21 protein-coding genes, 1 tRNA gene, 2 pseudogenes and 1 other annotated feature are annotated in these 26672 nt (G+C 73.7%); of the genes and pseudogenes, 6 read left to right on the top strand and 18 right to left on the bottom strand.

Going from position 1 to position 26672, the window contains the following annotated elements; genetic code table 11:
* Positions 1-373 precede the first annotated feature (373 nt).
* Positions 374-1375: a hypothetical protein gene (locus KPL60_RS08370; protein ID WP_226365461.1), complete on the top strand. Its 1002-nt coding sequence runs from the start codon at positions 374-376 to the stop codon at positions 1373-1375.
* Positions 1376-2149: 774 nt separating this feature from the next.
* Positions 2150-3406 (top strand): annotated as a pseudogene (locus tag KPL60_RS08375) (IS3 family transposase).
* Positions 2434-2565, top strand: a sequence feature (AL1L pseudoknot). Its footprint overlaps the pseudogene before it by 132 nt.
* Positions 3407-3774: 368 nt before the next feature.
* Here the strand turns inward: KPL60_RS08375 and KPL60_RS08380 are convergent.
* The 18 genes and pseudogenes from KPL60_RS08380 to KPL60_RS08465 all read right to left on the bottom strand — a co-directional run bounded on the left by KPL60_RS08380 (position 3775) and on the right by KPL60_RS08465 (position 21322).
* Positions 3775-3848, bottom strand: a tRNA-Pro gene (locus KPL60_RS08380).
* 27 nt (positions 3849-3875) lie between these two features.
* Positions 3876-4583 carry a response regulator transcription factor gene (locus KPL60_RS08385; protein ID WP_226356537.1) on the bottom strand — a complete coding sequence of 236 codons (708 nt, stop codon included), beginning with the start codon at positions 4581-4583 and terminating at the stop codon, positions 3876-3878.
* A 44-nt stretch (positions 4584-4627) separates the two neighbouring features.
* Complete coding sequence (locus KPL60_RS08390) at positions 4628-5401, bottom strand: DUF5995 family protein (RefSeq protein WP_226356536.1); 774 nt, start codon at positions 5399-5401, stop codon at positions 4628-4630.
* A 73-nt stretch (positions 5402-5474) separates the two neighbouring features.
* A complete protein-coding gene (locus tag KPL60_RS08395) occupies positions 5475-8384 on the bottom strand; it encodes a LuxR family transcriptional regulator (protein WP_226365462.1) in 2910 nt (969 codons plus the stop codon).
* A gap of 26 nt (positions 8385-8410) precedes the next feature.
* On the bottom strand, positions 8411-8644 hold the full coding sequence (locus KPL60_RS08400; protein ID WP_226356534.1) for a hypothetical protein: 234 nt from the start codon (positions 8642-8644) through the stop codon (positions 8411-8413).
* 59 nt (positions 8645-8703) lie between these two features.
* Positions 8704-9678, bottom strand: a complete 975-nt coding sequence (locus KPL60_RS08405) for a zinc-binding dehydrogenase (RefSeq protein WP_226365463.1) — start codon at positions 9676-9678, stop codon at positions 8704-8706.
* Positions 9678-11090, bottom strand: a complete 1413-nt coding sequence (gene der, locus KPL60_RS08410; protein WP_226356727.1) for a ribosome biogenesis GTPase Der — start codon at positions 11088-11090, stop codon at positions 9678-9680. The genes KPL60_RS08405 and der overlap by 1 nt, the downstream gene beginning before the upstream one ends.
* A gap of 50 nt (positions 11091-11140) precedes the next feature.
* Entirely contained in the window at positions 11141-11824 is a 684-nt protein-coding gene (locus KPL60_RS08415) for a 1-acyl-sn-glycerol-3-phosphate acyltransferase (protein ID WP_226356532.1), read from the bottom strand.
* Positions 11821-12495: a (d)CMP kinase gene (gene cmk, locus KPL60_RS08420; RefSeq protein WP_226366053.1), complete on the bottom strand. Its 675-nt coding sequence runs from the start codon at positions 12493-12495 to the stop codon at positions 11821-11823. Before cmk ends, KPL60_RS08415 begins: the two co-directional genes overlap by 4 nt.
* Before the next feature lie 102 nt (positions 12496-12597).
* Entirely contained in the window at positions 12598-12960 is a 363-nt protein-coding gene (gene aroH / locus KPL60_RS08425; RefSeq protein ID WP_020622138.1) for a chorismate mutase, read from the bottom strand.
* On the bottom strand, positions 12960-13721 hold the full coding sequence (locus KPL60_RS08430) for a pseudouridine synthase (protein WP_226356530.1): 762 nt from the start codon (positions 13719-13721) through the stop codon (positions 12960-12962). Before KPL60_RS08430 ends, aroH begins: the two co-directional genes overlap by 1 nt.
* Positions 13722-13726: 5 nt before the next feature.
* Positions 13727-15304, bottom strand: a complete 1578-nt coding sequence (gene scpB / locus KPL60_RS35075) for an SMC-Scp complex subunit ScpB (RefSeq protein ID WP_374228614.1) — start codon at positions 15302-15304, stop codon at positions 13727-13729.
* 349 nt (positions 15305-15653) lie between these two features.
* Positions 15654-16517 (bottom strand): annotated as a pseudogene (locus KPL60_RS08440) (ScpA family protein); the annotation flags it as partial.
* A gap of 2 nt (positions 16518-16519) precedes the next feature.
* Positions 16520-17413, bottom strand: a complete 894-nt coding sequence (locus tag KPL60_RS08445; protein ID WP_178375001.1) for a ParA family protein — start codon at positions 17411-17413, stop codon at positions 16520-16522.
* 190 nt (positions 17414-17603) lie between these two features.
* On the bottom strand, positions 17604-18275 hold the full coding sequence (locus KPL60_RS08450; RefSeq protein ID WP_226365464.1) for a DUF4097 family beta strand repeat-containing protein: 672 nt from the start codon (positions 18273-18275) through the stop codon (positions 17604-17606).
* Between the two features lie 127 nt (positions 18276-18402).
* On the bottom strand, positions 18403-19272 hold the full coding sequence (locus KPL60_RS08455; RefSeq protein WP_226365465.1) for a type IV toxin-antitoxin system AbiEi family antitoxin domain-containing protein: 870 nt from the start codon (positions 19270-19272) through the stop codon (positions 18403-18405).
* Between the two features lie 130 nt (positions 19273-19402).
* Positions 19403-20326, bottom strand: a complete 924-nt coding sequence (locus KPL60_RS08460; RefSeq protein ID WP_226365466.1) for a site-specific tyrosine recombinase XerD — start codon at positions 20324-20326, stop codon at positions 19403-19405.
* A 3-nt stretch (positions 20327-20329) separates the two neighbouring features.
* On the bottom strand, positions 20330-21322 hold the full coding sequence (locus KPL60_RS08465; RefSeq protein WP_226365467.1) for an LLM class F420-dependent oxidoreductase: 993 nt from the start codon (positions 21320-21322) through the stop codon (positions 20330-20332).
* Positions 21323-21463: 141 nt separating this feature from the next.
* On the opposite strand from KPL60_RS08465, the gene KPL60_RS08470 reads away from it, so the two are divergent.
* The 4 genes from KPL60_RS08470 to KPL60_RS08485 all read left to right on the top strand — a co-directional run bounded on the left by KPL60_RS08470 (position 21464) and on the right by KPL60_RS08485 (position 26665).
* Positions 21464-22801 (top strand): cytosine permease, encoded by a 1338-nt coding sequence (locus KPL60_RS08470; protein ID WP_226365468.1) that lies wholly within the window; start codon positions 21464-21466, stop codon positions 22799-22801.
* Between the two features lie 68 nt (positions 22802-22869).
* Positions 22870-24462 carry a hydantoinase/oxoprolinase family protein gene (locus tag KPL60_RS08475; RefSeq protein WP_226365469.1) on the top strand — a complete coding sequence of 531 codons (1593 nt, stop codon included), beginning with the start codon at positions 22870-22872 and terminating at the stop codon, positions 24460-24462.
* Between the two features lie 5 nt (positions 24463-24467).
* Positions 24468-25535, top strand: a complete 1068-nt coding sequence (locus KPL60_RS08480; RefSeq protein WP_226356725.1) for a DUF917 domain-containing protein — start codon at positions 24468-24470, stop codon at positions 25533-25535.
* Entirely contained in the window at positions 25532-26665 is a 1134-nt protein-coding gene (locus KPL60_RS08485) for a DUF917 domain-containing protein (protein WP_226365470.1), read from the top strand. The genes KPL60_RS08480 and KPL60_RS08485 overlap by 4 nt, the downstream gene beginning before the upstream one ends.
* Positions 26666-26672: the final 7 nt, after the last annotated feature.

A 26672-nucleotide genomic window follows, 5' to 3' on the forward strand; every position in this document is an offset into this window, starting at 1 on the left:
CCTCACAGGGTCCGAATGCCCTGCTGGAGCTGACAACAGCGCCGACGCACGCATGGTCGGACGGTTCGGAATCCGGGACAGCGCAAACTGATCGTCCACGTCCCCCTCCACGAGATCGCGCCACCTGCAGAAGTGCAGGAACCCGGGTCACGTCCTGGGATCGGCGTGCATGCTGCTGCTCTCGCTCATCAGACCGGCCTGCCGAGAGTTCAAGCCGTACACCGGTAGGCGCGGCGTTCTCCCAGCGGGTGCATCCAAATGGGCGAGCGGTTGCTACACCTGGCCACCCGACTACCCTCACCGGCCACCGGGCGGTCAACGGTCATACCGCACCAGACCACTCGATAAGGTCGCGACGACGTCCAGGGGACACATGCAACTACGCCAGGAACGGCAGGCCAATCCGGTCGCGGACGACGTATCGGCCCTCATCGCCGTCACACGCCCGATCGTTGCCGGACTCCTCCACTCGGTGTCCGCGGAACAGCTCGAACCGCATGGCGGCCCCAAGGGCATCAAGCTGAAGCACCTCGGTCGCGTCCGGAAGGCCAACGATGGCGATCTCGGAGTGGCGTTCGAGTACGCCATCCACGAGGCGGTCGCCACGCATGAGCCGGTAGTCACGGAGCGCGTCACCGACGCCCTCGCGCTGTGCCGCATTCGACAGGGCGCCCCGGCATCGATCCTCTTCGCTATCGAGAAAGACGGCGCCAAGCAGATCATCGACACGAAGCGCGATCTCATCACCGCCGAGAGCCGAGTCCTGTCCGGCAAGCGCGGACAGCCGATCAAGCTCGCCCGGCATATGAACAACCTGGCAGCAGCGTTCCGACGCAAGAGCACGCACCCCGCCCTCCCCCGGAGCATCCAGGGCCTCTGGAAGGCCGATCTCTTCCTCGGGTCGCCCGAGCGCGAGCACTGGGTCGGCACCACCATCAAGATCCAGCCGCGTCGTCTCGAAACCGCGGAGGGCCTGCGCATTGCCATCGTGCCTGCGCAGGGTGAGAAGTCGGATGCGGTGCGTCTCGACGAAGGGAAGGGCCTGGTCATCTGCCCCATCCCGCACGACTACTCGTTCATGCAGACGTTCCACGAGGGCATGCGCATCGTTCAGGTGCTCATGGTGGACGACTTCAGCCCGCCCGAGGCGAAGAACCTCCCGAACCCGCAGCACCGCGAAGTCGGGCGGGCGTGGGCGGAGCGCCGAGACCTCACCGTTGAGGATGCCCTCGACTCCATGGTGGTCTTCGCACAGCCGCACCTGTTGGAGGCATCGACGGAGGAGCTCAGTGCCGACACCTTCGGCACTGTTGTCGCGGCCGCCAGCACGACGACGATGATTGGACCAGTCCCCCTGCGCAGCCCCGACGCGTAGAAGGAGGCTAGGCCGCCGGTGCTTCCCCCCGTCGGCGACTGGGCCGCCCCCAAAGTGGCGATCGAACACAAGCTCGATTCGAGCCGGTGCTTCACCCGACCGAGCGGGGTCACATGCCAGCCTCGCCGGTCCCCTCCCGCTCCGCCCACGCCAGCGCCGCTACCCGCCCCGCGGACGACAACGTCATTCCACCGTACATGTTCGGGTCACCGTCGTCGCTCGCTCATCGACAGACCCATGCTCCAATTTGTTCAACTGGAGCCATCATGCTACTCGCACCGCTTGCCCTTGTGGCTTTCCGTCGCACCGGACGATGAGATAAATCGTACTAAACGAAACTCCGCCATCCCTAGATTCAGCCAGTTCGCTAACGAAGCATCGAGTCAAGCGGCGTCGCCACGACGGTGATGCGAAGTCGTCCGTCGAATCGCGTCCGGATTGCACACCAGGTCGGTTAATCAGCACTCATCCGGTGGGGCGCCGTACGCCAGTCCGGGACTTCTCCGCATTCAGCAACCGCCTTCTCCCATCGGTCTTGGAGTCCTTGGAGGAGGCGTGCGTCGACTTCTGCGGCGATGTGGGAGTAGGTCTGGGCGATCTTGTCGCCGAGTATGTGTCCGAGGCGTCGGGCTTGGGCGATGTCGGGGACTTGGTCGGCGATCATCCAGGTTTTGTGGCTGTGGCGGAGTCCGTGGAAGGTCAGGCCCGGCCGTCCGGGAGGGTGAACCGCCCCGGTCTTGATGGAGGCTCTGAACCCACGGAAGGGTTGGAGTCATGCCAGCGCCGAAGAAGTACCCCGATGAGATTCGGGAGCGGTCGGTCCGGTTGGTCCTGGACCTGGTCGAGGGCGAGGAGCAGGTGAACGTGACCGCGGCGTGCACCCGGGTCGGGGAGCAGCTGGGGATCAATCGGGACACGTTGCGGGGCTGGGTCAAACAAGTCCAGATCGATCAGGGCGTGCGGGCGGGGACGTCGACCTCGGAGCGGGACCGGATCCGGGCTCTGGAGAAGGAGAACGCTGAGCTGCGGCGGGCGAACGCGATTCTCCGCACGGCGTCGGCTTTCTTCGCGGCGGAGCTCGACCGCCCCAGCGGCAGCAAGTGATCGACTACATCGACACCCATCGCGACCGGTTCGGGGTCGAGCCGATCTGCACAGTGCTGGCCGCGGCCGGCGTGCCGATCGCCCCGCAGCTACTACGCGGCCAAGACCCGTCCGCTCTCGTTGCGGGCGCGCCGCGATGAGGTCCTCAAGGTTGAGATCGGGCGGGTGTTCGCCGAGAACTACCGGGTCTATGGGGCGGACAAGATCTGGGCCGCGCTCAACCGGGAAGGCACCCGGGTGGCGCGCTGCACCGTCGAGCGCCTGATGCGTGAGCTCGGGATTCGCGGTGCGGTCCGGGGCCGCACGGTGCGCACCACGGTTGTCGAGCACGGCGCGCAGCGGCCGGCGGATCTGGTTGAACGCCGGTTCCGGGCGCCAGGGCCCAACCGGTTGTGGGTGGCGGATCTGACCTACCTGCGCACGTTCTCGGGCTGGGTCTATGCCGCGTTCGTCGTCGATGTGTATTCCCGGATGGTGGTCGGCTGGCAACTGGCCCGGCATCTGCGCACCGACCTGGCCCTCGACGCTCTGGAGATGGCGTTGTGGCGTCGTGAGCTGCAACAGGCCGACATCTCGGGGCTGGTGCACCACTCCGATCGCGGGGTGCAATATCTGGCGATCCGCTACACCGAACGCCTCGCCGAGGCAGGCGCGGTCGGGTCGGTCGGTAGTCGCGGGGACTCCTACGACAATGCTCTGGCGGAGAGTTTCAACGGCCTGTTCAAGACCGAGTTGATCCGTCCGCGGGGCCCGTGGCGCGGCGTGGACGACCTCGAGATCGCCACCCTTGAGTACATCGACTGGTTCAACCATCGGCGCCTGCACGGCCAACTCGGGATGATCACACCGACCGAAGCCGAAGCCACCTACTACCGCAATCACGCCCCGCAGCAGCATGCTGAACGGGCAGAACCCAGCCTCCACTGAACCCGGGGCGGTTCACACCCTGCCGGGCGGCGAAGCCACCACCGGTTCCCGGGTCCGACCCCTTTACCCGACGCCCACACCCGATCGACCACCACGAGCGCGCGCTCACGGTCCGGCACCGGTCTGCACCCAACCGCAGCACACCGCACCAGATTCACCCGAACGGCACAACAATCGTGGAGCAGAACCCTGACCCCATTTCGCACCGGGGAGCAGCGTGCTCCACGTTTGCTCCACGATGAGACCACAATGGACTCAACCATGATCAGATAGAACGATCATCCGAGGATCATCGGACCCGACGATTCAGCAGGTCAGATACAGAGAAGGCGGCACCACCCGAAGGTGATACCGCCTCATTCCGACCGTCGGGACGACAGGATTTGAACCTGCGACCCCTTGACCCCCAGTCAAGTGCGCTACCAAGCTGCGCCACGTCCCGGCCACCCCTCGCGGGGCACGTAGAACCTTACCGTACCCACGGCAGCACCCCACCGGGGGTGTCGTCCGTGGCGTCGACGCTGCGCACGAGCGCGACGGCCTCCAGCTGCGACCCGACGTCGAGCTTCGCGAGCACCGCCCTGACCTGCGTGCGGACCGTCGGGAGCGACACGACGAAGTGCTCGGCGATGGCGTGCGCCCGCACCCCACCGGCGAGCAGTTCGAGGACCTCCCGCTCGCGGCGGGTCAGGGTCGCGATGCGTCCGCGGACGGCGCGCTGACGGCGGTCCCACTCGACGTAGCGCTGCACGAGCTCGTCGCGGTGGGAGGCGTGCAGCAGCGACCGCCCGACGCGGGCCTCCCGGATCGCGACGACCAGTGCGGGCATCGAGGCCGTCTTCGACACCCAGGTGAAGCCGCCCTGGTGCAGGGCCGCGCCGATGCGGGTGGGGCTGGAGCTGCCCGAGAGCACGAGAACCCGCCACCCCTGGGCGCGCAGCCCCGGGATGAGCGGGATGGTGTCGATCCGGCGGCCCTCGGCGTCGCGGCCGAGGTCGAGGTCGAGGACCAGCAGTCCGGGCTCGACCCCGGCGATCGCGCGGTGCACGTCGACGTGCGAGTGGGCGGGGCGGAACGAGGCCGGTTCGCCCTCGGCGCGCAGGGCCAGCGCCAGCGACGACCCGACGAGCTCGTGGTCGTCGATGATCAGCACCGTCCCGAGCGGCGCGACCGCCACCGGCCGGGGGTGTGACACCCGCCCGCCCCCCACTCGGGCGGGTGTCACGTCAGGGCTCCCAGCGTGAGCAGGCCACGCCCCAGGAGCGCGGTCCGGCGGTCGAGCGCCGCGACCTCGTTCTCGTACTCCATCGGCCGCGAGCGGAGCTCCCACAGCTCGAGGGCCTGCCGCCAGGCGACGTCGCGGGCCAGCACCACCGGCACGTCGGCGACGCAGCCGAGCAGCTGCTCGGACAGCGAGATCTCGCCGGGCTCCTTCCGGTCGAAGCCGTCGAGCAGGCGGACCATGTGCAGGGAGAACACGTCGTTCACGGCCCGGTAGTCGGCCCGCTCGGCCGGGCCGGGGGTACTGCGCCCGAGGACCGTGCAGGTACGCACGACCGCGGGCGCCAGATCGAAGTTGACGTGCGCGTTCACCCCGACCACCGCGTACTCCGCCGGGGAGATCCGCTCGTGGTGGCGGCGCTCCAGCAGCACCCCCCAGGACCGCGGCGGGGTCCCCCCGGTCGCCTCGGCGTGCAGGGCCCGGAAGTAGCGGCGGGCGAACTCGACGTCGAGCCGGACCAGGAAGTCCCGGTCGGCGAACAGGTCGTCGTCGAGCTGGTCGCGGATGCCGCGGGTGATGCGCAGGTAGAGCCGGTTGAACGAGGCGACGCCGTCGCCGGGGCCGTACTCGCACTCGAGGATCTCCTGGAGGTGCTCCAGGTGCGCGACGACGCCGTCGATCGTCTCCGGTGGCGTCGCGAGCAGCGCAGCGACGCGCGCCCGGCCCGCCGGGGCCGTGCCCTCACCGGAGGGCGTCTCGATGGTGGCCGTCATCGTTGCCTCCGTGTCGCTCGATCCGGTGATCAGCCTGGTCGAGCGGGCCCGGCGAAGGTACAGGGCGAATGACCTAGATGTCGGTGCGGTGCTCGCGGAGGACCGCCGCGGCGCTGGTGCGGTTGGTGACGTCGAGCTTGGCGAAGACCGAGGCGAGGTGGGCGCCGACCGTCTTCGGAGTGATGAACAGCCGGGCCGCGATCTGCTTGTTGGTGGCGCCGTCGGCGAGGACCTCCAGCACCTCCCGCTCCCGGTCGGTGAGCCGGGCCAGCGGGCCGTCCACGGCGACTGGGGCATGACCGTCCGTCGCGACCGCGGCGAGCTCGGGCACCTCGATCCGGGCCCGGTGGGCGACCTCGGCGATCTCGGTGAGCAGCGGACCGGCCCGCAGGCCCGCGGCGAGCTCGGCGGCGCGGCGCAGGTCCGCGGTGCCGTCCTCGGTGCGCCGGCCCGCCAGCAGCGCCTCGGCGCTGCGCAGCCGGGCGTAGGAGCCCGGGTAGGGCTGGCCGAGGCCGTCGAGCAGGTCGGCGACGCCCCGCCAGGTGCCCGGGTCGGACCCGGCGGTGATCCGGGCGTCCTCGGCGGAGCACATGGCCTCGTAGCTCGCGATCACCCCGCGCAGCGCGGGGGCGGAGCGGTCCCCGCGGTCGACGAGGTCGCGCCGGTGGCGGCGCAGCCGTCGCAGCCCGCTGGCGTCGGGGGGACGTCCGGCGAGGACGGCCTGGGCGTGCGCGCGGGCACCGTGCCAGAGCAGCGGCGCGACCGCGAAGACGTCGTCGATGCCGGACTCGACGACGTCGAGCCCCTTCCCGACGTGGGCGAACGCCAGCTCCGGGTTGCCCCGCCACATCTCCAGCCCGGCCCGCAGGATCAGCAGCGGCAGCCGCTGCTTGGGCAGGCCCGTCGACCCGGCGACGAGCTCGGCCGCGGTGAGGTCGACGTCGGACCCGTCGAGGTCGCCGCGGCCCATCCGCAGCCGGGCGCGGGCCAGGCGCAGCTCCAGCATCTGCGCCCCGGACGGGGCGGCCGACCACGCCGTCGCCACCTCCCGCTCGGCCTCGTCCCAGGCACCGGCGCGGAACATCCCGTTCGCCGCCACCACCCGCAGCGACACCGACGCGGTCCGGCCCAGCCCCAGCCCGGCCATCCGCTCGGCGCCCGCCCGGGCCGCGGCGACGCCGTCGTCGAGGGCGTTGAGCGGGCCGGTCAGCAGCTCCGCGCGCCGGGCCAGGCACTCCCCCAGCGTCTCCGGGTCGCCGTCGGCCTCGGCGACGGCGACGGCCTCGGTCAGCGCGTCGAGCCCGGCGGCGCCGTCGCGGGAGTGCGCGGCACCGAACCCGAGCGTCGCCAGCACCGACGCCAGTGCCCGCGGCTCCCCCACCCGGCGCGCCGCGACCAGCGCGTCCTCGGCGACGGCGCGGGCACCGGCGTAGTCGGCCCGGTCGAGCAGCGCGGCCGCGTACCCGGCGAGGACCTCGGCGCGGGCGGCGACGGCGGTGTCGGCCGGGTCGTCGCCGGCGGGCAGGGTGGCGACGGCGCGCCGGTAGGCCTCCTCGGCCTCGGCCAGCTGGCCCGCCGCGCCGAGGTAGCGCCCGAGCCGGGAACGCAGCACCGCCTGCTCCGTGCCGGGGGGCGCGTCGGGCTCGCCGAGCCGTTCGGCGAGCAGCGCCACGGCCGAGCCGTGGTCGCCCGCCAGGGCCGCCGCGGACGCGGCCTGCTCCAGGTAGCGGCTGCGGTCGCGGACGGCGTCGGGGACCGGCAGCGTCGCCGCGCGCAGCCAGTGCCGGTGCGCCTCGGCGTAGCCGCGCAGCCGTTCGGCCTCCTGCGCGGCGTCGAGGGTCGCCTCCAGCGCCTCGTCCGGGCGCCCGGCGAGCTGCCAGTGGTGCGCGAGGCGGGCCGCCGACCCGGGGACACGGTGGCCGCCGTGCAGCGCGGTGGCGTAGCGGCCGTGCAGCTCGACCCGCTCGGCGGGGAGCAGGTCCGCGGAGACGACCTCGGTCATCAGGCCGTGCCGCAGCGTGTAGCCGTCGGCACCGGCGACGACGACGAACCCGGCGTCGGCCGCCTCCCGCACGGCCGCGGCCAGCTCCGGCCCGTCGACGTCGACGACGGCGGCCAGCAGCGTGTGCTCGACCTCCCCGACCCCGGCCGCCACGGCCCGCACGACCTCCACCGCCCCCGTCGACAGCCCGGCGGCGCCCGCGCGCACCAGCTCGCGGACGGTCTGCGGCACGCCGCGCGGGTCGCCGTCGAGCACGGCACGGACGGTCTCGCGGGCCAGGAACACGTTCCCGCCGGAGTGCCGCCACACCAGGTCCTCGACGTCGTGGCGCTCCGGTGCCCACTGCGCGACCAGCTCGGCCAGCTCGTGCCGGGGCAGCGGCTCGACCCGGGCGAAGCGCACGCCGCGGTGGCGGCGCAGCTCCCCGGTGAGCCCGAGCAGGTCGATCGGGACCCCACCGGCCGGGTCGTCGCGGTAGGTGCCGACCAGCAGCACCGGCGACGACGACAGCGCCGCCAGCAGGTAGGCGAACAGGTCGCGGGTGGAGCGGTCGGCGCGGTGCAGGTCGTCGACGACGAGCACCACCGGTGCCCGGCGGGCCGCCCGCTCGACGACGGCGGCCAGCTCGCCCAGCATCTCGACCCGCCCGGCCGGCCCGTCGGCGCGGTCCAGCCGGGACAGCGCGGCCGCGCACTCCCGGCCCAGCGCGCCGCGGGTGCGGGACTGCTCGCGCAGCGCGGACACGACCGGCCAGAACGGCGGGGCGTCGGCGATGTCCAGCGCGCGGCCGGACAGCACGACCGCGCCGGCGCTCGTCGCGGTGCGGCCGAACTCCGACACCAGCCGGGTCTTGCCGACCCCCGCGTCGCCGCCGAGGAGCACGGCCGAGGCCCCGCCGGCGACGGCGTCACGCAGCGCGTCGGCGAGCAGGTCCAGCTCCGCGACTCGGCCGTGGAACACCTCGGCCGGTGTCTCCCTCACGCCCGGCCACGATAGTGACGGTGTCGTCACCGTTCCAGGGGTCCCGCGGCGACGGTGCGCCGGGCGAGCAGGATCGACAGCCAGGCGTGGATGCGGGCGTCGGGTTCGCAGCCCCGGCCGTCCCACGGGTGCAGTAGGTCGGCGTACCAGGAGGCCTCGGTGCGGGCGTCGTCGACGAGCTCGTCGCCGCCGCACAGGGCCAGCGCCATCTCGCAGGCGGCGCGCACACGCCACACCCAGAGCCGCTCGAACACCGTCACCTCGACACCGTCACGCCCGGGCACTCGTCGGGGCGGCGCCGGTGGTTACAGGCGCGGCGTCACGATCCGGCGACCTCGATCACGACCTTGCCGACGGCCCCGCCGGAGCGCAGGTGCGCGACGGCGCCGGGGGCGTCGTCCAGGGACACGACCCGGTCGACGGTGGCGCGCACCCGGCCGTCGCCGACCAGGCCGAGGACCGGCGTCAGCGCGGCGGCGACGGCGGCCCGCTCGTCGGCGGTGCGGACGCTGAAGGTGGTGCCGATCAGGCGGAGCCTGCGGAAGGACAGGGTGTTCAGGTCCAGTGTCGCCGTCGGCCCGGCGAGCCGGCCGATCTGCACGACGGTCCCGCCGATCCGCACGGCGGGCAGGGCGGCGGCCAGGTGGTCGCCGCCGACGAGGTCCAGCACGACGTCGACGGGCCTGTCGAGGTCGCCCAGCGCGTCGACCCCGACGAGCGGGACCGCCCCGGCGTCGATGAGCGCGGCGCGCTTGGCGGGCGAGGTCGTCGTCGCGAGGACCGGCGAGGCGCCCAGCGCGGCGGCGAGCCGGATCGCGACCTGGCCGACCCCGGTGCTGCCCCCGAGCACGAGGACGGCGCCGCCGTCGGCGCCGAACCCGGCCTGGGTGACCAGCGCGTCGTGCGCGGTCTCCAGCGCGACCGGCAGCGCGGCGGCGTCGGTCCAGGTCAGCCCGGACGGGACGGGCAGTGCGCGGCGGGCGTCGACGACGGCGTACTCGGCGAACGCGGCGGGCGCGGACGCGAACACCCGGTCCCCCGGCCCGCGGCCCGGGGCGCCGGTGACGCCCGGACCGGCGGCGACGACCTCACCGGCGAGCTCCATGCCCGCGGTGAAGGAACCGTCGTCGTCGGCGTGCGGGACGGGATAGCCGCCACCCAGCGCGAGCAGGTCGGCCCGGTTCACCCCGGCCGCCCGGACCCGCACGAGCAGCTCCCCCGGGCCCGGGACCGGGGTGTCGATCTCGTCGACCTCCCAGGTCCGGGCACCGGGACGGCCGCGCAGGGCCCGCATCACTTCTTCCGGGAGCGCTTCTCGCGGACCCGGACCGAGACGCGGATCGGCGTGCCGCCGAACCCGAACTCCTCGCGCAGCCGGCGCTCGACGAAGCGCCGGTAGCCCGCCTCGAGGAAGCCGCTGGTGAACAGCACGAACGTCGGCGGGCGGGTCTGCGCCTGCGTCGCGAACATGATCTTCGGCTGCTTGCCGCCGCGGACCGGCGGCGGGGTCGCGGCGACGAGGTCGTTGAGCCACTGGTTGAGCCGCCCGGTCGGCACCCGGGTGTCCCAGGACTCCAGCGCGCGGTTCAGCGCGGGCGCGATCCGCTGGGTCGACCGCCCGGTCAGCGCGGAGACGTTGACCCGCTCCGCCCAGCGCACGCTGATCAGGTCGCGCTCCAGCTCACGGGTGAGTTGGTGGCGGCGCTCCTCGTCGACCTTGTCCCACTTGTTGAACAGGATGACCAGGGCGCGCCCGGACTCCACCACCATCGTCAGGACCCGCTGGTCCTGCTCGGCGATCGGCTCGGAGGCGTCGATCAGCACCAGTGCGACCTCGGCGGACTCGATCGCGGAGCTGGTCCGCAGCGAGGCGTAGTACTCCATGCCCGAGGCCATCTTGACCCGCTTGCGCAGGCCGGCGGTGTCGACGAAGCGGAACACCTGGCCGTCGAGCTCGACCAGGGAGTCGACCGGGTCGACGGTGGTGCCCGCGACGTCGTGGACGACCGACCGCTCCTCGCCCGCCAGCTTGTTCAGCAGGCTGGACTTGCCGACGTTCGGCTTGCCGACGAGCGCGACGCGGCGCGGGCCGCCCCCGGAGGCGCCGAAGTCGTCGCGCGGGGTCTCGGGGAGGATCTCCAGGATCGCGTCGAGCAGGTCACCGGAGCCGCGGCCGTGCAGGCCGGACACCGGGTGCGGCTCGCCGAGCCCGAGCCGCCACAGGTCGGCGGTGTCGGAGGTGAGCCGGTCGTCGTCGACCTTGGTGGCGCACAGCATCACCGGCACGTCGGCGCGGCGCAGGACCCGCGCGACGGCCTGGTCGGTCGCGGTGGCGCCGACCGAGGCGTCGACGACGAGCAGCACCGCGTCGGCGATGCGCATCGCGGTCTCGGCCTGGCGGGCGACGAAGCCCTGCAGGCCGGCGGCGTCGGGCTCCCAGCCACCGGTGTCCATCAGCTTGAACCGGCGGCCGTTCCACAGCGCGTCGTAGACGACGCGGTCGCGGGTCACCCCCGGCACGTCCTGCACGACCGCCTCGCGGCGGCCCAGCATCCGGTTGACCAGGGTGGACTTGCCGACGTTCGGGCGGCCGACGACGGCCAGGGTCGGGGTCGCCAGGATCTCGTCGGGGTCGATCCCGGCGGTGACGACACCGTCCTCGTCGACGGCGACGAACTCGGTCGGGTCCAGCCCGAGCCGGTCCATCTCGGCCCGGTCGGCCGCGTCACCGATCTCGACGCCGCTGTTGTACTCGCTCACTGCTCTCTCACGTCCCCGGCCGCGTCGGGCCGTGTCACTTGCCTGTGTTCGTTGTCCAGTTCGCGGACCAGTGTCCGCAGGGCCTCCGTGACCTCGGTGGTCGCGGCGGCCAGGCCGTCCCGTCCCGGCGCCGTCGGCGCCGGCAGCGGGTCGCCGACCAGCACGTCCACCCGGGGGCGGAGGCGGCGGGCCGCACCCGCCGGGCGGTGCGTGCCGCGCACCGCCACCGGGAGCAGCGGCGCCGATGCCGAGCGGGCCAGCCAGGCCGCGCCCTGCCGGGCCGCGGTGATCTCGCCGGTGCCGCGGGTGCCCTCCGGGAAGACGGCGACCATGCCGCCGTCGCGCAGGACCTCCAGCAGGGTCGTCAGCGGCCGCCGGTCGACGACGTCACGCCGCACCGGCACCTGCCCCAACCACCGCAGCAGCGTCCCCACGATCCCGGAGAACATCTCCGCCTTCACCAGGAACACCACGCGGCGCCCGAACATGCCGAACAGCAGAGGTCCGTCGACGAACGCGCTGTGGTTCGCGACGAGCACCACCGGACCGGTCGCCGGGATCCGCTCCCGGTGCCGGATCCGCACCCGGAAGAACGGGACCCACAGCCAGGTGCCGATCCAGCGGCCGAGGTCGTGCAGCCACCCGAGAGCGTGCTCCGGCAGCGCACGCGCCCGGCTCACCCGTCCAGCCCCCGCGCGGCGACGAGCTCGCGCAGCTTCGCCAGCACCGCGTCCGCCGACAGGTGGTCGGTGTCGAGCACCAGCGCGTCCGCCGCCGCGTAGAGCGGGGAGACCCGCCGCGACGAGTCGAGCCGGTCCCGGCGTTCGACGTCGGCGAGGGTGACGTGCAGGTCGGCCTTGCGGCCCGCCTTCTCGTCCTGCCGCCCGCGCCGCGCCGCGCGGACCTCCGGCGACGCCGTCAAGTAGACCTTGAGCGGCGCGTCCGGCACCACCACGGTACCGATGTCGCGCCCCTCGACGACCATCCCGCCGCCGCTCTCGACGGCCGCGCGGATCAGGGCGTGCTGGCGGGCGACCATCTCGGCCCGGACCTGCGGCACCGCGGAGACGGCCGAGACGAACCCGGTCACCTCGGGGCCGCGGATCGGGCCGGAGACGTCCTCGCCGTCCAGGGTGATCGTCGGGGCGGCCGGGTCGGTGCCCGACTCCAGGCGGGCCCCGACGGCGGCGCGGGCGATCTCGTCCTCCGCCGCCCCCTCGCCCAGGCCGGCGCGCAGCGCGGCCAGCGTCGCGGCGCGGTACATGGCACCGGTGTCCAGATAGGCCGCCGAGCAGGCCTGCGCCAGCCGTCGGGAGACGGTCGACTTGCCCGTCCCGGACGGACCGTCCATCGCGACGACGCCCCGCAAGGCCACCTTGTTCCCCCACCGTGTTCGAGTTGCTGCGTCCGGCATTGTCGCCGGTCGGCCCCCGCCACGACGGGGCGGGGTGTCCTACTGGGGCAGATCGGTGCGCAGCGCCCGCGCCCCGTGCAGGTAGACGTGCCGCATCGCCGAGCGCGGCTTCGGGGTGTCGACGTGGGCGAGCAGCCGCAGCACCCGCGGCAGCGCGCCGGGCACCGACATCTCGGTGGCGCACATCAGCGGTACGTCGGTCAGCCCGAGCAGCCGTGCCGCGTACGCCGGGAACTCGGCGGTGAGGTCCGGGGTGGCGGTGAACCAGATCGAGATGATGTCGTCGGACACCAGCTCGTTGCGCTCCAGCACCGCGGTGACCAGCTCGGCGGAGCGGTCGAGGATCTGCTGGCGATCGTCGGCGTCGACCTGGGTCGCGCCCCGCAGGGCCCGTACGGCCATCAGAGCCCCACCGCCTTGTAGAGGGAGCCCACCTCGACGCGGTCGAGGGGACGCAGCTTGCCGGGACGCTGGTTGCCCAGGGCCACGGTCCCGACGTGGGTCCGGACCAGGCGCTGCACCGGGTGGCCGACCTCGGCGAGCATCCGGCGCACGATGTGCTTGCGGCCCTCGTGCAGGACCAGTTCCACCGTGGCCCGGCCGGGGAGGGCGTCGACGAGCTTGAACGAGTCGACGCGGGCGAGGCCGTCCTCCAGCTCGATGCCGTCGCGCAGCCGTCGCCCGAGGTCGCGGGCGATCTTGCCCTCGATCTCGGCGAGGTAGGTCTTGGGCACCTCGTAGGACGGGTGCATCAGCCGGTGGCCGAGCTCGCCGTCGTTGGTGAGCAGCAGCAGCCCCTCGGTCTCGGCGTCGAGCCGGCCGACGTGGAACAGCCGCTGCGCGGTGTTCATGATCTCGACGCGGTCGGCGAGCAGGTCCCCGACGCAGGGCCGGCCCAGGTCGTCGGACATCGTGGAGTGCAGCCCGAACGGCTTGTTCAGCGCCAGGTAGACCTGGTCGTCGCGCAGGGTGACCCGGGCGCCGTCGACGTGGACGACCGCGGTGTCCGGGTCGATCCGGCGGCCCTGCTCGCGGACGGTCTCGCCGTCGACCTGCACGCGTCCCTGCGCGATGAGGTCCTCGGCCGCGCGCCGGGAGGCGACGCCCGCGCGGGCCAGCACCTTCTGGAGCCGGACGCCGTCGGGGTCGTGTGTGTTGCTCATGGTGCCTAGCTTTCCAGGTCGTCGATCGCGTCGATGTCGGGCAGCAGCGGTGCCAGCGGGGGCAGCTCGGCCACGGAGGAGATCCCGAGCCGTTCGAGGAACAGCTCGGTCGTCCGGAACAGTGTCCCCCCTGTGTGTTCCTCGGTGCCGGCCTCCTCCACCAGTCCCCGGGTGAGCAGGGTGCGGAGCACGCCGTCGCAGTTGACGCCGCGGACCGCGGAGACCCGTGCACGGGTGACCGGCTGGCGGTAGGCGACGACGGCGAGGGTCTCCAGCGCGGCCCGGGTCAGCCGGGCGCGCTGGCCGTCCATCAGCATCTTCTCGACGTAGGGGGCGTAGCGGTCGCGGGTGTAGAACCGCCAGCCCTCCCCCGCGCGGCGCAGGTCGATGCCGCGCCGGTCGGCGGTGTAGGCCAGCGACATCCGGTGCAGCGTCTGCCGGATCCGCGACGGCGTCTGGTGCAGCGCCGTGGCCAGGGACGGCTCGTCGACGGGGGCGTCGACGACGAGCAGCAGCGCCTCCAGGGCGTGCTCGAGCTCGGTGTCGTCGGCGAGCTCGTGGAACTCGGGCTCCTCGGGTTCCGGCTCGTCCTGGGTTCCGGGTTCCTCTGTTCCAGGTTCCTCCGCTGGGGGGTCCTCGGCTCGGGGGTCCTCGACTCGGGGGTCCTCGGCTCGGGGGTCCTCGACTCCGCGGGCCTTCAGGCCGGCCGGGCCCTCCGGCTCGGCTGCGTTCTCCGCCTCGGCCACGTTCTCCGGCCCGACCGCGGCGCCGGTCGTTCCGGTCCTCCCGGCTGCCGCCGTGTCACCGGTCCCCGGCCCCGGAGGCTCGGTCGCCGGGTCGAGGTGGCCGGAGCCGCGCCCGCCGGGGCGCTCGGACCGGTCGTCCTGGGCGGCGAGCGTTGCGAATGCGTCGTCGCGAGCACCGTTTCGCAGCGCTCGATGGTCCGCCGACGTGTCGGCGGTCGCGGCATCGCCGACGGCGGGGTCTCCGATCCCATCGAGATGCACGTTTCCGCCCTCCGCAGGGCCGGAACGTGCGTCTCGATGGCCCGGGCGGGGCGCCACCGGTGTGGCGGTGGCGGGCTCGGGCTGCTCCGAGGTGTGCGGCTCGGTCGCCCCGGTGGCCGCCGACTCCGTGCGGGCCGGGTCGGCCGCCCCAGGCTCGGCGTCGGCTGCGGGACCGGCGTCGGCGGCGGGCTCGGCACCCGCAGAGGGCTCGGCGCCGGTATCGGTGTGATGCGCCCCGGCTCGATCAACAGCGACGCCGTCGGCAGCCGCGCGATCGGCAACGACGCCATCGGCAACGACGCCATCCGCCGCGGCGCCATCGCTGTCGGCCGACGGGTCCATGTCGTCGGCGGGCTCCGCGGTCCGGGCGAGCTCGGCGTCGGCGGTGGTCGCGTCCTCGTCGGCCGCCGCGGGCGGGCCCTGCGGCTCCGGGGCGGCTCGGTCCTCCGCGCCCGGCGCGACCTGCGGCGACGCGGTGGCGTGCGGGCTGCGCGGCACCGTGCGGCCGATCAGGCGCAGCAGCTCGGACGGGTCCTCCGGGTCGTCGGAGCCCGGCCGGTCGTCCGGCTCAGTCACCGGTGGTTCCGGTCCTCTCGTCGTCGGGGTCGGGATGGAGCACGTGCAGACCGTCAAGGTCCGCGTCCGGGCCGACCGGATCCAGGTCCGGGTCGTCCGGGCGGTCGAGGTCGGAGTCCGGACCGCCGAGGTCGTCGAGGTCCGCGTCCGGGTCGTCCAGGTCCGTATCCGGATCGTCCAGGTCGGTATCCGGGTCGTCCAGGTCCGCGTCCCGAGCCTCCTGGGCCGCTCCGGAATCGGAGTCGGGATCGGAGTCGGCGGCGGGGTCAGGGGCGGAGCCGGGGCCGGACGCGACCGACTCGTCGACGCGGTTCCTCTTCCGGCGGCGCCGGTTGCGCGCCCGGACCGCCTCCTCGGCGGCGGCGGCCTCGTCCTCCAGCGCGGCGGCGTAGGCGACCGGGTCGTCCTCGCGGTCCGCGGTCCAGGTGACCGTCAGGTCGGCGAACGCCTCCGGCTGCTCCAGGGCCACCGAGCGCTCCCGGTACAGCTCCAGCAGCGCCATGAACCGGGCGATGACCTCCAGCGTCGCGACGCAGTCGGCGGTCAGGTCGGCGAAGGTGGCCGTCCCGGCGAGCGCGAGGCGCTCCCGCAGGATCGCCGCGTGCTCGGGCACCGACACGTGCACCGCGTGCAGGTGGTCGACGCCGACCTCGTCGGGCGGGCGGGGCCGGAACACCGCAGCGGCGAGCTCGGCGAAGGCCTGCGCGTCGACGCCGAGCAGCACCTCGGGCAGCAGGTCGGCGTAGCGGTCCTCGATCGCGACCGAGCGCGGGAAGCGGCGCATCGCACCGTTCTCCAGCTCGACGAACAGCGCCGCGGCCTCCTTGTAGGCGCGGTACTGCAGCAGCCGGGCGAACAGCAGGTCACGGGCCTCGAGCAGGGCGAGGTCGTCCTCGTCGTCGACCTCGGCGCCGGGCACGAGCCGCGCGGCCTTCAGGTCCAGCAGGGTCGCCGCGACGACCAGGAACTCGGTGATCTCGTCGAGGTCGGCATCGTCGCCGAGGTCGGTGAGATGGGCGATGAAGTCGTCGGTGACCTTGTGCAGGGCCATCTCGGTGAGGTCGAGCTCGTGCTTGCCGATCAGCTGCAGCAGCAGGTCGAACGGGCCCTCGAAGTTGTACAGCCGGACGGTGAAGCGCCGGGTCCGCGGCGCGGCGACGTCGTTGTCGTCGAGACCGTCGCCCAGACCTTCGGGTGCACCGTCGGCGAGCAGCGTCACCGGGCGATGACCTCGCGGGCGAGCATCCGGTAGGCCTCCGCGGCGTACGACGTGGGCGCCCACGTCGTGATCGGCTCCCCGGCGACCGTGGTCTCCGGGAACTTGATCGTCCGGTTGATGACGGCGTCGAACACCTTGTCCCCGAACGCCTCCACCACGCGGTCGTGGACCTCACGGGTGTGCAGCGTGCGGGTGTCGAACATCGTCGGGAGCACGCCGAGCAGGCGCAGGTCCGGGTTGAGCCGCTCGGTGACCTTGTCGATGGTGTCCATCAGCAGCGCCACGCCGCGCAGCGAGAAGAACTCGCAGGCCAGCGGGATGAGGACCTCGTCGGCGCAGGCGAGCGCGTTGATCGTCAGCAGGCCCAGCGACGGCTGGCAGTCGATGAGGACGATGTCGTAGTCGGGCAGGAACCGCTTGAGGGCGCGGCCGAGTGCCTGCTCCCGGCCGACCTCGGTGACGAGCTGGACCTCGGCCGCCGACAGGTCGATGTTCGACGGCAGCAGGTCGAGGTTCTCGACGCCGGTGTCCTGGAGCACCTCGTCGGCCTCGACGCCGCGTTCCATCAGCAGGTTGTAGACGGTGGACTCCAGCTGGTGGGGCTGCACGCCGAGCCCCACCGACAGCGCGCCCTGCGGGTCGAAGTCGACGAGCAGGACCCTGCGGCCGTACTCGGCGAGCGCGGCCCCGAGGTTGATCGTCGACGTCGTCTTCCCGACGCCGCCCTTCTGGTTCGCCACCGCGATCACGCGGGCCGGGCCGTGCACCGACAGCGGTGCGGGCTCGGGAGCGCGCGCGCTGGTGGTCTGGGTGCCTCGCCCGTGATCCGGCGCCGGCTCGTCGCTCGGGTCGTCGGGCCTGCCCTGGGCCTCCGGCCGCGTCGGGTTCATGCGGTCTCCGGTCTCGTCGCGGGTACCGTGCCGGGTCCCGGGTCCCGGTCAGGGCCTGAGACCGCACTGCAGGAGATGTCCCCACGTGCGGCGACGTCCCCGTCGGGCCACGTCGCGGTATGGATTTCCCGGTCACCCTACCTGCGGGCGGACGCCGTCCGGCCGACGGTGCGCCCCGGCGTGTCGCGCCTCAGCGGGCGGGCAGGACCGAGACCCCGCCCGCGCTGCTCTTCGCGGTGATCCGGTGGTCGGCACCGGGCTGGTCGGGGACGCCGACCTCGGTCGACCCGGCGGAGGTCTCGGCGGTCACCTCGTAGGCCGGACCCACCGGAACCCGGATCTCGACACCGCCGGCGCTGGACTCCGCGGTCACGTCCGCGGCCGCCGCGGCGAAGGTCAGCTCGACCGCGCCGGCGCTGGACCTCGCCCGCACGTCGCCCGGTCCGGCACCGGTGACGCTGACCTCGCCCGCCGACGACGTCAGGTCCAGTGCCCCGGTCAGTCCCTGGACCTCGATGCCGCCCGCACGCAGGTCGACCAGCGCCGACGACGCGGCGGGCGCGGTCACCACGAGACCGGCCTGGCAGCGGTCGCTGCCCTGGTCCGGGCAGCGGACGGTGACCCGCAGGACGCCGCCGTCGACCTTCTGCTCGACCTGCGGGCGGGCGTCGCCGGTCCACCGCAGGTCCTGCTCGACCGACGCCTTCTCCCCCGCGACGAGGCGCAGCGCCCCGGCGTCGGAGTCGACCTCGACCCGGGTGATCGCCCCGTCGACGGGCTCGTTCACCGCCTGCTGCTGCTCCTGCCCGGCGGCGACACCACCGCATCCGGCCAGGAGGAGTCCCGCTACGACCGCCGTCACCCACGCTCCGTACCGCATGGGCCCCGGAACGTAGTCGTTCGCCGTCCCACGCCGGTCGCCGCCCCCGTGATCACGGATCGGGCACCGATCCGGTCGCTCACCGACGCGGACGGTGCCGGATCCGTGATCACCCGGTGGCGAGCCGGAGTGCGCGGCGGATCTCGGCGACGACCCGCCCGGGTGCGGTGTCGAGGTCGTGCCAGGTCACCCGCAGGATCGTCCAGCCGTGGCCGGCCAGGACGTTGCCCTTGCGCCGGTCGTTGCGGAACCGCGCGACGTCGCTGTGCCACGCCCACCCGTCGAACTCGACGCCGACCCGTTCGGCCGGGAAGGCGAGGTCGAGCTCGTAGGGGCCGACCCGGTGGGCCCGTACCCACCCGGTCAGACCGGCCTCCCGCAGCACGCGCATCAGCCGCCGTTCGGCACCGGACCCGGCCCGGTCCCCAGCGGCGACGAGCAGCTCCCTCGCCCGAGCCGCGCCGGTGGCCCCGTTCATCCGGCACCAAGCCGCGTGCAGCGCACCGAACATCATTCCGCGCTGCAGCGCCCGGTCGAGCAGCGCGGCGCCGTCCGGCAGCGCGACGGCGGTCTCCAGCACTGTGAGTGGCCGCGCCGTCACCCCGACACCGCGGCGCACACCCCGGTCGGCCGGGTGCAGGTCCCGGCGGCGCACCCGCACCCCGGGTCGCACGGCGCGACGGGTCCGCCGCGGCACCGTCACCCCGGCGACCACCGGGGCGGCGTCGAGGATCCCGTGCCACCAGGCCGCGGCCGGCCCGTGCAGCACCGCGTCCGGACCCGCCCACAGCGACACCGCGCGCAGCCGGGCCTCGGGCCCGTACGGGTGCGTCCGGTCGTGGTGGACCCCGGGCAGCGGGGTCCACCAGTGGCCCGCCGCGACCCGGCGGTACACCGACCGGGCCGAGACCCCGCAGGCCACGGCCTGCGTCGTCGTCACCACACCGGCCTGTGCACGCAGCAGGTCCCGCAGCTCCATCCGGCCACCCTGTCCACCGGCGCCACCCCCCACACCGGAACCGGACCCCTCCGTCGCGAACGCGAACGCGTGATCACGGATCGGGCACCGGACGCGACGGTGGGCGACCGGGACGGTGCCCGATCCGTGATCACCCCCGGGCGCGGGGGTGCGCGGTGGCGTAGACCTCGCGCAGCGTGTCGACGGTGACGTGGGTGTAGATCTGCGTGGTCGCGACGCTCGCGTGCCCGAGCAGCTCCTGCACCACCCGGACGTCGGCGCCGCCGGAGAGCAGGTGGGTGGCGAAGCAGTGCCGCAGGGTGTGCGGGGAGACCGCGGCGACGACGTCGCCGGGCAGCCCGGACGCCTCGGCGGCGGCGCGCAGGACATGCCAGGCGCTCTGCCGGGACAGCCGGTTGCCGCGGGCGTTGAGCAGCAGCGCCGGGCTGCCCGTGCCGCGTCCGGCGAGGTCGGGCCGGGCCCGGACCCGGTAGGCGTCGACGGCCGCCAGCGCGGGGCGCCCGACCGGCACGATCCGCTGCTTGTTCCCCTTGCCGTGCAGCAGGATCGTCCGCGCGTCCGGGTCCAGGTCGTCGAGGTCGGCGCCGACGACCTCGGAGATCCGGGCGCCGGTGGAGTACAGCAGCTCCAGCAGGGCCCGGTCGCGCAGCCCGACCGGGCCGTCGGACACGCAGCCGGCGAGGAGCTGGTCGACCTGGTCGACCGTCAGCGCGGACGGCAGCCGCGAGCCCAGCGCGGGCGGCGCCACCCCGGCCGCGACGTCGGTCGGGGTCAGCCCCTCGTGCAGCGCGAACCGGTGCAGCCCGCGCACCGCGGCCAGCGCCCGCGCCGCCGAGGACGCGGCCAGCGGGCGCTCCCCCGTGCGCAGCGCCGTGACGAACGCGGCGACGTCGGCCTCGGTCACCTGGGTCAGCTCCGCGCGTCCCAGGTGGTCGAGGTGGTCGAGGTAGCGCCCGAGGTCGAGCCGGTAGGAGCGCAGGGTGTCCTGCGCCCGCCCCCGCTCGACGGCCAGGTGGTCGAGGTAGTCCTCGGCCACCCGGCGCACGGTCGGCACCGGTCAGTCCCGCAGGGCCGGGACGACCTCGCGCTCGAACAGCTCGATGCCCGACCGGTCGTAGGCGGCCTCGGGGAAGTAGAAGATGCCGTAGCTCATGCCGACGGCCTGCAGCGCGGACAGCTTCTCCACGATCTGCTCCGGGGTCCCGACGCCGGGCATCCCGCGGAACGCACCCAGCGCGCCCTGGGCCTTCTCCGCGCCGACGATCGGCTCCAGCCGGGCGACGAGCGAGGCCAGGCGCTCCTCCACCTCGGCCTCGGTGTGCCCGATCGCGACGTTGTAGTTGGCCGAGCGGACGATGGCGTCGTAGTCGGTGCCGACGTCGCGGCAGTGGTCGGCGAGCAGCGCCGACTTGTGCCGGAAGCCGTCGAAGGTGCCGTCGAAGTTGGTGTACTGCGCGTACTTCGCGGCGATCTTCAGGGTGACCTTCTCGCCGCCGCCCGCGATCCACAGCGGGATGCCGCCGTCCTGGAGCGGGCGGGGCGCGACGATGGCGTCGTCGACGGTGTAGTGCTTCCCGTGCAGGGTGGCACGGCCCTCCCGCCATGCCTGGGCGAAGATCTGCACGCCCTCGTCGAGCATGCCGAGCCGCTCGCCGGGCCGGGGGAAGCCGTAGCCGTAGGCACGCCACTCGTGCTCGTACCAGCCGCCGCCGATGCCCATCTCGACGCGGCCCTTGGAGATGACGTCGGTGGTGGCGGCGACCTTCGCCAGGTACACGGGGTTGCGGTAGGCCATGCAGGTGCACATCTGGCCGAGCCGCACCCGCTCGGTCGTCGCGGCGAAGGCGGCCATCAGGCTCCACGCCTCGTGGCAGGCCTCGTCGGTGGGCGCGGGGACGGTGTGGAAGTGGTCGTAGACCCAGACCGACTCCCAGACGTCGCCGCGGTCGGCGTGCTCGGCGAGGCCGCGCATCACGTCCCACTGGGCGGCGGGGTCGATGCCGACGAGGTCGAGACGCCAGCCCTGGGGCACGAAGAGTCCGAAACGCATGCGCCGAGCCTAGGACGGCCGTCGCGGGCCGGCCCGTAAGGGCGGTCTGCACAGTGGCCGGCCCCGGACCGGGCACATCGCCCCGTGACCGGGCTCTGACCTGCACCTACCGTTCTCGCAACCAGCCGAGAGGAGACCGAGATGAGCGGTGGGGTCGGTACGGACGACTACGCCCTGACCAGGGTTCCGGAGCACGCCCGGTACTCGTGGTGGAGCGTGGCGGTACAGCGGTTCGGGCAGGTGTCGGCCCTGAGCCAGTTCCTGCTCGGCTCGACACTCGGGTTCGGGATGGGGTTCTGGGACGCCTTCCTCGCCTTCACCCTCGGCGCGGTGATCCTGGAGCTGGTCTCGATCGGCGTCGGCATCATCGGCTGCAAGGAGGGGCTGAACACCTCGCTGCTGGCCCGCTGGACCGGCTTCGGCCACGGCGGCAGCGCGCTGATCGGCGTCGCGATCGGGGTGAGCCTCGTCGGCTGGTTCGGCGTGCAGTCCGGGGTCTCGGCCGAGGGCCTGGTCACGCTGATCGGCGGGCTGCCGGTCTGGGCGTGGTCGCTGGTGTTCGGCCTGGTCGTCACCATGATCGTGCTGTGGGGCTTCGGCTCGATGCAGTGGGTCGCCTACATCACCGTGCCGGCGTTCCTGGTGCTGGTCGGCTGGTCGATCGGCAGCGCCCTGCTCGGCCACGACGTCGGCGCGCTCATGGCGAGCCCGCCGCCGGGGCCGTCGATCTCGCTGGTCGAGGGCACGACGCTGGTCGCGGGCGGCTTCATCGTCGGGGCGATCATCACCCCGGACATGACCCGGTTCAACCGGACCTCCGCCGACGTGGTCAAGCAGACCGTCGTCGGGTTCACCCTCGGCGAGTACGTGATCGGCATGTCCGGTGTGCTGCTGGCGCACGCCGTCCGCTCCGACGACATCATCACCATCGTCACGTCGTCGGTCGGCTGGGTCGGGACGCTGATCATCATCCTCGGCACCCTCAAGATCAACGACTGGAACCTCTACTCGTCCGGGCTGGGCGTGGTGAACTTCGCGGGCACCGTGCTCGGGCGCACCGTGAGCCGCCCGATGGTCACCCTCGCGCTCGGCGTGGTCGGCTCGCTGCTGGCCGCGGGCGGCATCCTCGACCTGTTCACCGGGTTCCTGTCGGTGCTGGGCGTGGTGTTCCCGCCGATCGCCGGGATCATGGTCGCCGAGTACTTCGTGGTGAAGCGCTGGCGCGGTGACCTGGAGGCGGCGCGGGCCACCGGGGCGCTGCCCGCCACCTCACCGACCTGGGTCCCGGCGACGCTGGTCATCTGGGCCGCGTCGGCCCTGCTCGGCGGTCTCGTCGACGCCGGCCTGCCCAGCGTGAACTCGATCGTGGCGGCCTTCGTGCTCTACGTCGTCGCCGGGCGGCTCGGGCTGCTCCGCGGGATCGGCGTCAGCCGCACCGAGCAGCCGGACCGGGCCGCGGCCCCCGCCGTCACGTCCTGACCCGCACTCCGCGCCGCCCGCCCGTCACGTCACGGGCGGGCGGCGCGGCACCACCGAAGGAGCACTCCATGCGCATCGGCATCGACGTCGGCGGCACCAACACCGACGCCGTCCTGCTCGACGACGCCCCGTCCGGCGGTGTCCGGGTGCTGGCCGCCGTCAAGTCCGCGACCACCGACGACGTCACCTCCGGCATCGTCGGCGCGCTCACCGGGCTGCAGGCCGACCACCCGTTCACCCCCGCCGACGTCGACGCCGTGATGATCGGGACGACGCACTTCGTCAACGCCCTGGTCGAGGCCCGCCGGCTCGCCCCCACCGCCGCGCTGCGCCTAGGCCTGCCCGCCACCGCGGCGCTGCCGCCGATGGTCGACTGGCCGCAGCGGCTGGTCGACGCGATCGCCGGGCGCGGCTACCTCGCCCACGGCGGCCACGAGTTCGACGGCCGCCGCATCTCCCCGCTCGACCCGGACGAGCTGCGCCGCCACGCCGCGGACATGGCCGCGCACGGCGTCCGCTCGGTCGCGATCTCCTCGGTGTTCTCCCCGGTGACCAGCGAGTGCGAGCTGGCCGCCGCGGAGATCATCGCCGAGGAGCTGGGCCCGGACGTGCCGATCTCGCTGTCCCACGAGATCGGGCGGGTCGGGCTGCTGGAGCGGGAGAACGCGACGATCATCAACGCCGCGCTGCGCGAGCTCGCCGCGCACATCGTCGACGCGCTCGCCGGGGCGGTGCAGGGCCAGGGCATCACCGCGCCGCTGTACCTGTCGCAGAACGACGGCACCCTGATGGACGTCGGCTACACCCGTCGCTACCCGGTGGCGACGTTCGCCTCCGGCCCGACGAACTCGATGCGCGGCGCCGCCGTGCTGTCCGGGCTGGGCACCTGCGCGGTCGTCGACGTCGGCGGCACCACCTCCGACGTGGGCGTGCTGACCGCGGGCTTCCCGCGCGAGGCCGCCGTCGAGGTCAGCGTGGCCGGGGTGCGCACCAACTTCCGGATGCCCGACGTGCTCAGCGTCGGCATCGGCGGCGGCTCCCTGGTCCGCACCGGCTCCCCCGAGCGGTCCGGCGGGCCCACCGTCGGCCCGGACTCGGTCGGCTACCGGCTCACCGAGCGGGCGCTGGTGTTCGGCGGCGACACCCTGACCGCGACCGACATCGCCGTCGCGGCGGGCCGGGCCGACATCGGCGACGGCTCCCTGGTCGCCGGGCTGTCCCGGGAGCTGGTGACCGCGGCGCTGGACCGGATCGCCTCCGACGTCGCCGACGTCGTGGACCGGATGCGGATCTCCGCCGACCCGCTGCCGGTGGTCGCCGTCGGCGGTGGGTCGGTGCTGCTGCCCGAGGCGTTCCCCGGGCTGGGCGCGGTGCACCGCCCGGAGAACTTCGCCGTCGCCAACGCCATCGGCGCGGCGATCGCGCAGGTCGGCGGCGAGGTCGACCGGGTGTACGCGATCGAGCCCGGCCGCCGCGACGCCGTCGTCGACGCCGCCAAGCAGGAGGCCGTGGACCGTGCGGTCGCCTCCGGCGCCGACCCCGGCTCGGTCGCGCTCGTCGACTTCGACGAGGTCCCCATCCCCTACCTGCCCGGCAACGCGACCCGCATCCGCGCGAAGGCGGTCGGCGACCTGCGCCTGGAGCGGACGGTGGCCCGGTGACGGCGATGCTGACCGCCGACGACCTGCCCGCACTCGCCCGCGGTGCGGCGCTGCTGGGGACCGGCGGTGGCGGCGACCCCTACCTGGGACGGCTGCTGGCCGAGCGGGCCCTGCGCGAGCACGGACCGGTGCCGCTCGTCGACCCCGCCGACCTGCCCGACGACGCCGCCGTGTTCGTCGTCGCACAGATGGGGGCGCCGACGGTGAGCGTGGAGAAGCTGCCCGCCTACGACGAGATCGGCCGCGCGGTCACCGCGCTCGCCGCGCACCTGGGGGTCACGCCCACCCACCTGGCGTGCGTCGAGGCCGGTGGCATCAACTCCACGATCCCGGTGGCCGGTGCGGCGATGCTCGGGCTGCCCCTGGTCGACGGCGACGGCATGGGCCGCGCGTTCCCCGAGCTGCAGATGGTGCTGCCCGGCATCGCCGGCGTCCCCGCCACCCCGATGTCGATCACCGACGAGCAGGGCAACACCGGCATCCTGCACTGCCCCACCGCGAAGTGGGCCGAGGACCTCGCCCGCTGCATGACCATCACCATGGGCTGCACCGCGATCATCTCGAACTACCCGATGACCGGCGCCCGGGCGCGGGAGACGATGATCCGCGGCACCCTCGGGCTCTGCGTGCGGATCGGGCGCGCCATCGCCGGTGCCCGGGCCGGGTTCACCGACCCGGTCGCGGCGGCCGCCGCCGAGGTCGGCGGGCGCGTCGTGCACACCGGGAAGGTCGTCGACGTCGAGCGGCGCACCACCACCGGGTTCGCCCGCGGGACGGCGACGCTGTCCGGCGGCTGCGTCCTGCGGTTCCAGAACGAACACCTGATCGCCGAGGTCGACGGCACGACCGTCGTCACCACCCCGGACCTGATCATGGTGCTCGACACCGCGACCGGGGAGCCGGTGACCACCGAGGCGCTGCGCTTCGGGCACCGGGTCAGCGTGCTCGCCGCCCCCGCGGACCCGCGCTGGCACACCCCGGAGGCGATCGCCGTCGTCGGACCGCGGTACTTCGGCTACGACACCGACCCCGTGCGGGTCCACGACACCGTGACGGACGGAGCGCCGGTATGAGCTGGACCCTGACCCCGGACGACCTGCCCGACCTCGCCCGCGGCGCCGCGCTGCTCGGCACCGGCGGCGGCGGGGACCCCTACATCGGGCGGCTCATGGTGGAGCAGGCGATGCGCGAGCACGGACCGGTCACCGTGCTCGACCCGGCCGACCCCGCCGACCTGACCGACGACCTGTTCGTCATCGCGACGGCGATGATGGGCGCGCCCACGGTGATGATCGAGAAGATCCCCCGCGGCGACGAGCCGGTGCTCGCCCTGCGCCGCCTGGAGCAGCACCTCGGGCGCACCGCCGACGCGACCATCCCGATGGAGTGCGGCGGCATCAACTCGATGATCCCGCTGCTCGTCGCGGCCCGGACCGGGCTTCCGGTGATCGACGGCGACGGCATGGGCCGGGCGTTCCCGGAGCTGCAGATGGAGACCTTCGGGGTGTACGGCGTGTCCGGGTCCCCGATGGTCGTCGCCGGGGACCACGGCGAGTCGGTGCTCATCGACACCGGCACCGACAACCACCGCATGGAGCACCTGGCGCGCGGCGCCGCCATCCGGATGGGCGGGTCGGCGCTGATCGCGGAGTACCCGATGTCCGGCGCGGACGTGCGCCGCACCGCGATCCCGCACACCCTCACCCTGGCGCTGCGGCTGGGCCGGGCGATCCGGGAGGCCCGCGAGCAGCTCGGCGACCCGGTCGGGGCGATCGCCGACACCCTCGCCCCGACCCTGTACCGGCACCTGCGGGTGCTGTTCGCCGGCAAGGTCTCCGACGTCGAGCGGCGCACCGTCGACGGGTTCGCCCGCGGCACCGCGCGGTTCACCGCGTTCGACGGCGGCTCCGAGCTCCGCACCGTCTTCCAGAACGAGACCCTGGTCGCGACCGTCGACGACACCACCGTCGCGGTCGTCCCGGACCTCATCTGCGTGCTGGAGGCCGAGTCCGGGGAGCCGATCACCACCGAGGCGCTGCGCTACGGCCAGCGCGTCGTCGTGGTCGGGATCTCGACGCCGGACATGATGCGCACGCCGGAGGCCCTCGCGGTGTTCGGGCCGGCCTGCTTCGGGCTGGACGTACCGTTCGTGCCGCTGGAGACCGCCGTCCCGCGGGGAGCGGGCGCCGCGGACCGGGTCTGACCTGGCA

This window comes from Pseudonocardia sp. ICBG162, assembly GCF_020496225.1.
GTDB lineage: Bacteria > Actinomycetota > Actinomycetes > Mycobacteriales > Pseudonocardiaceae > Pseudonocardia > Pseudonocardia alni.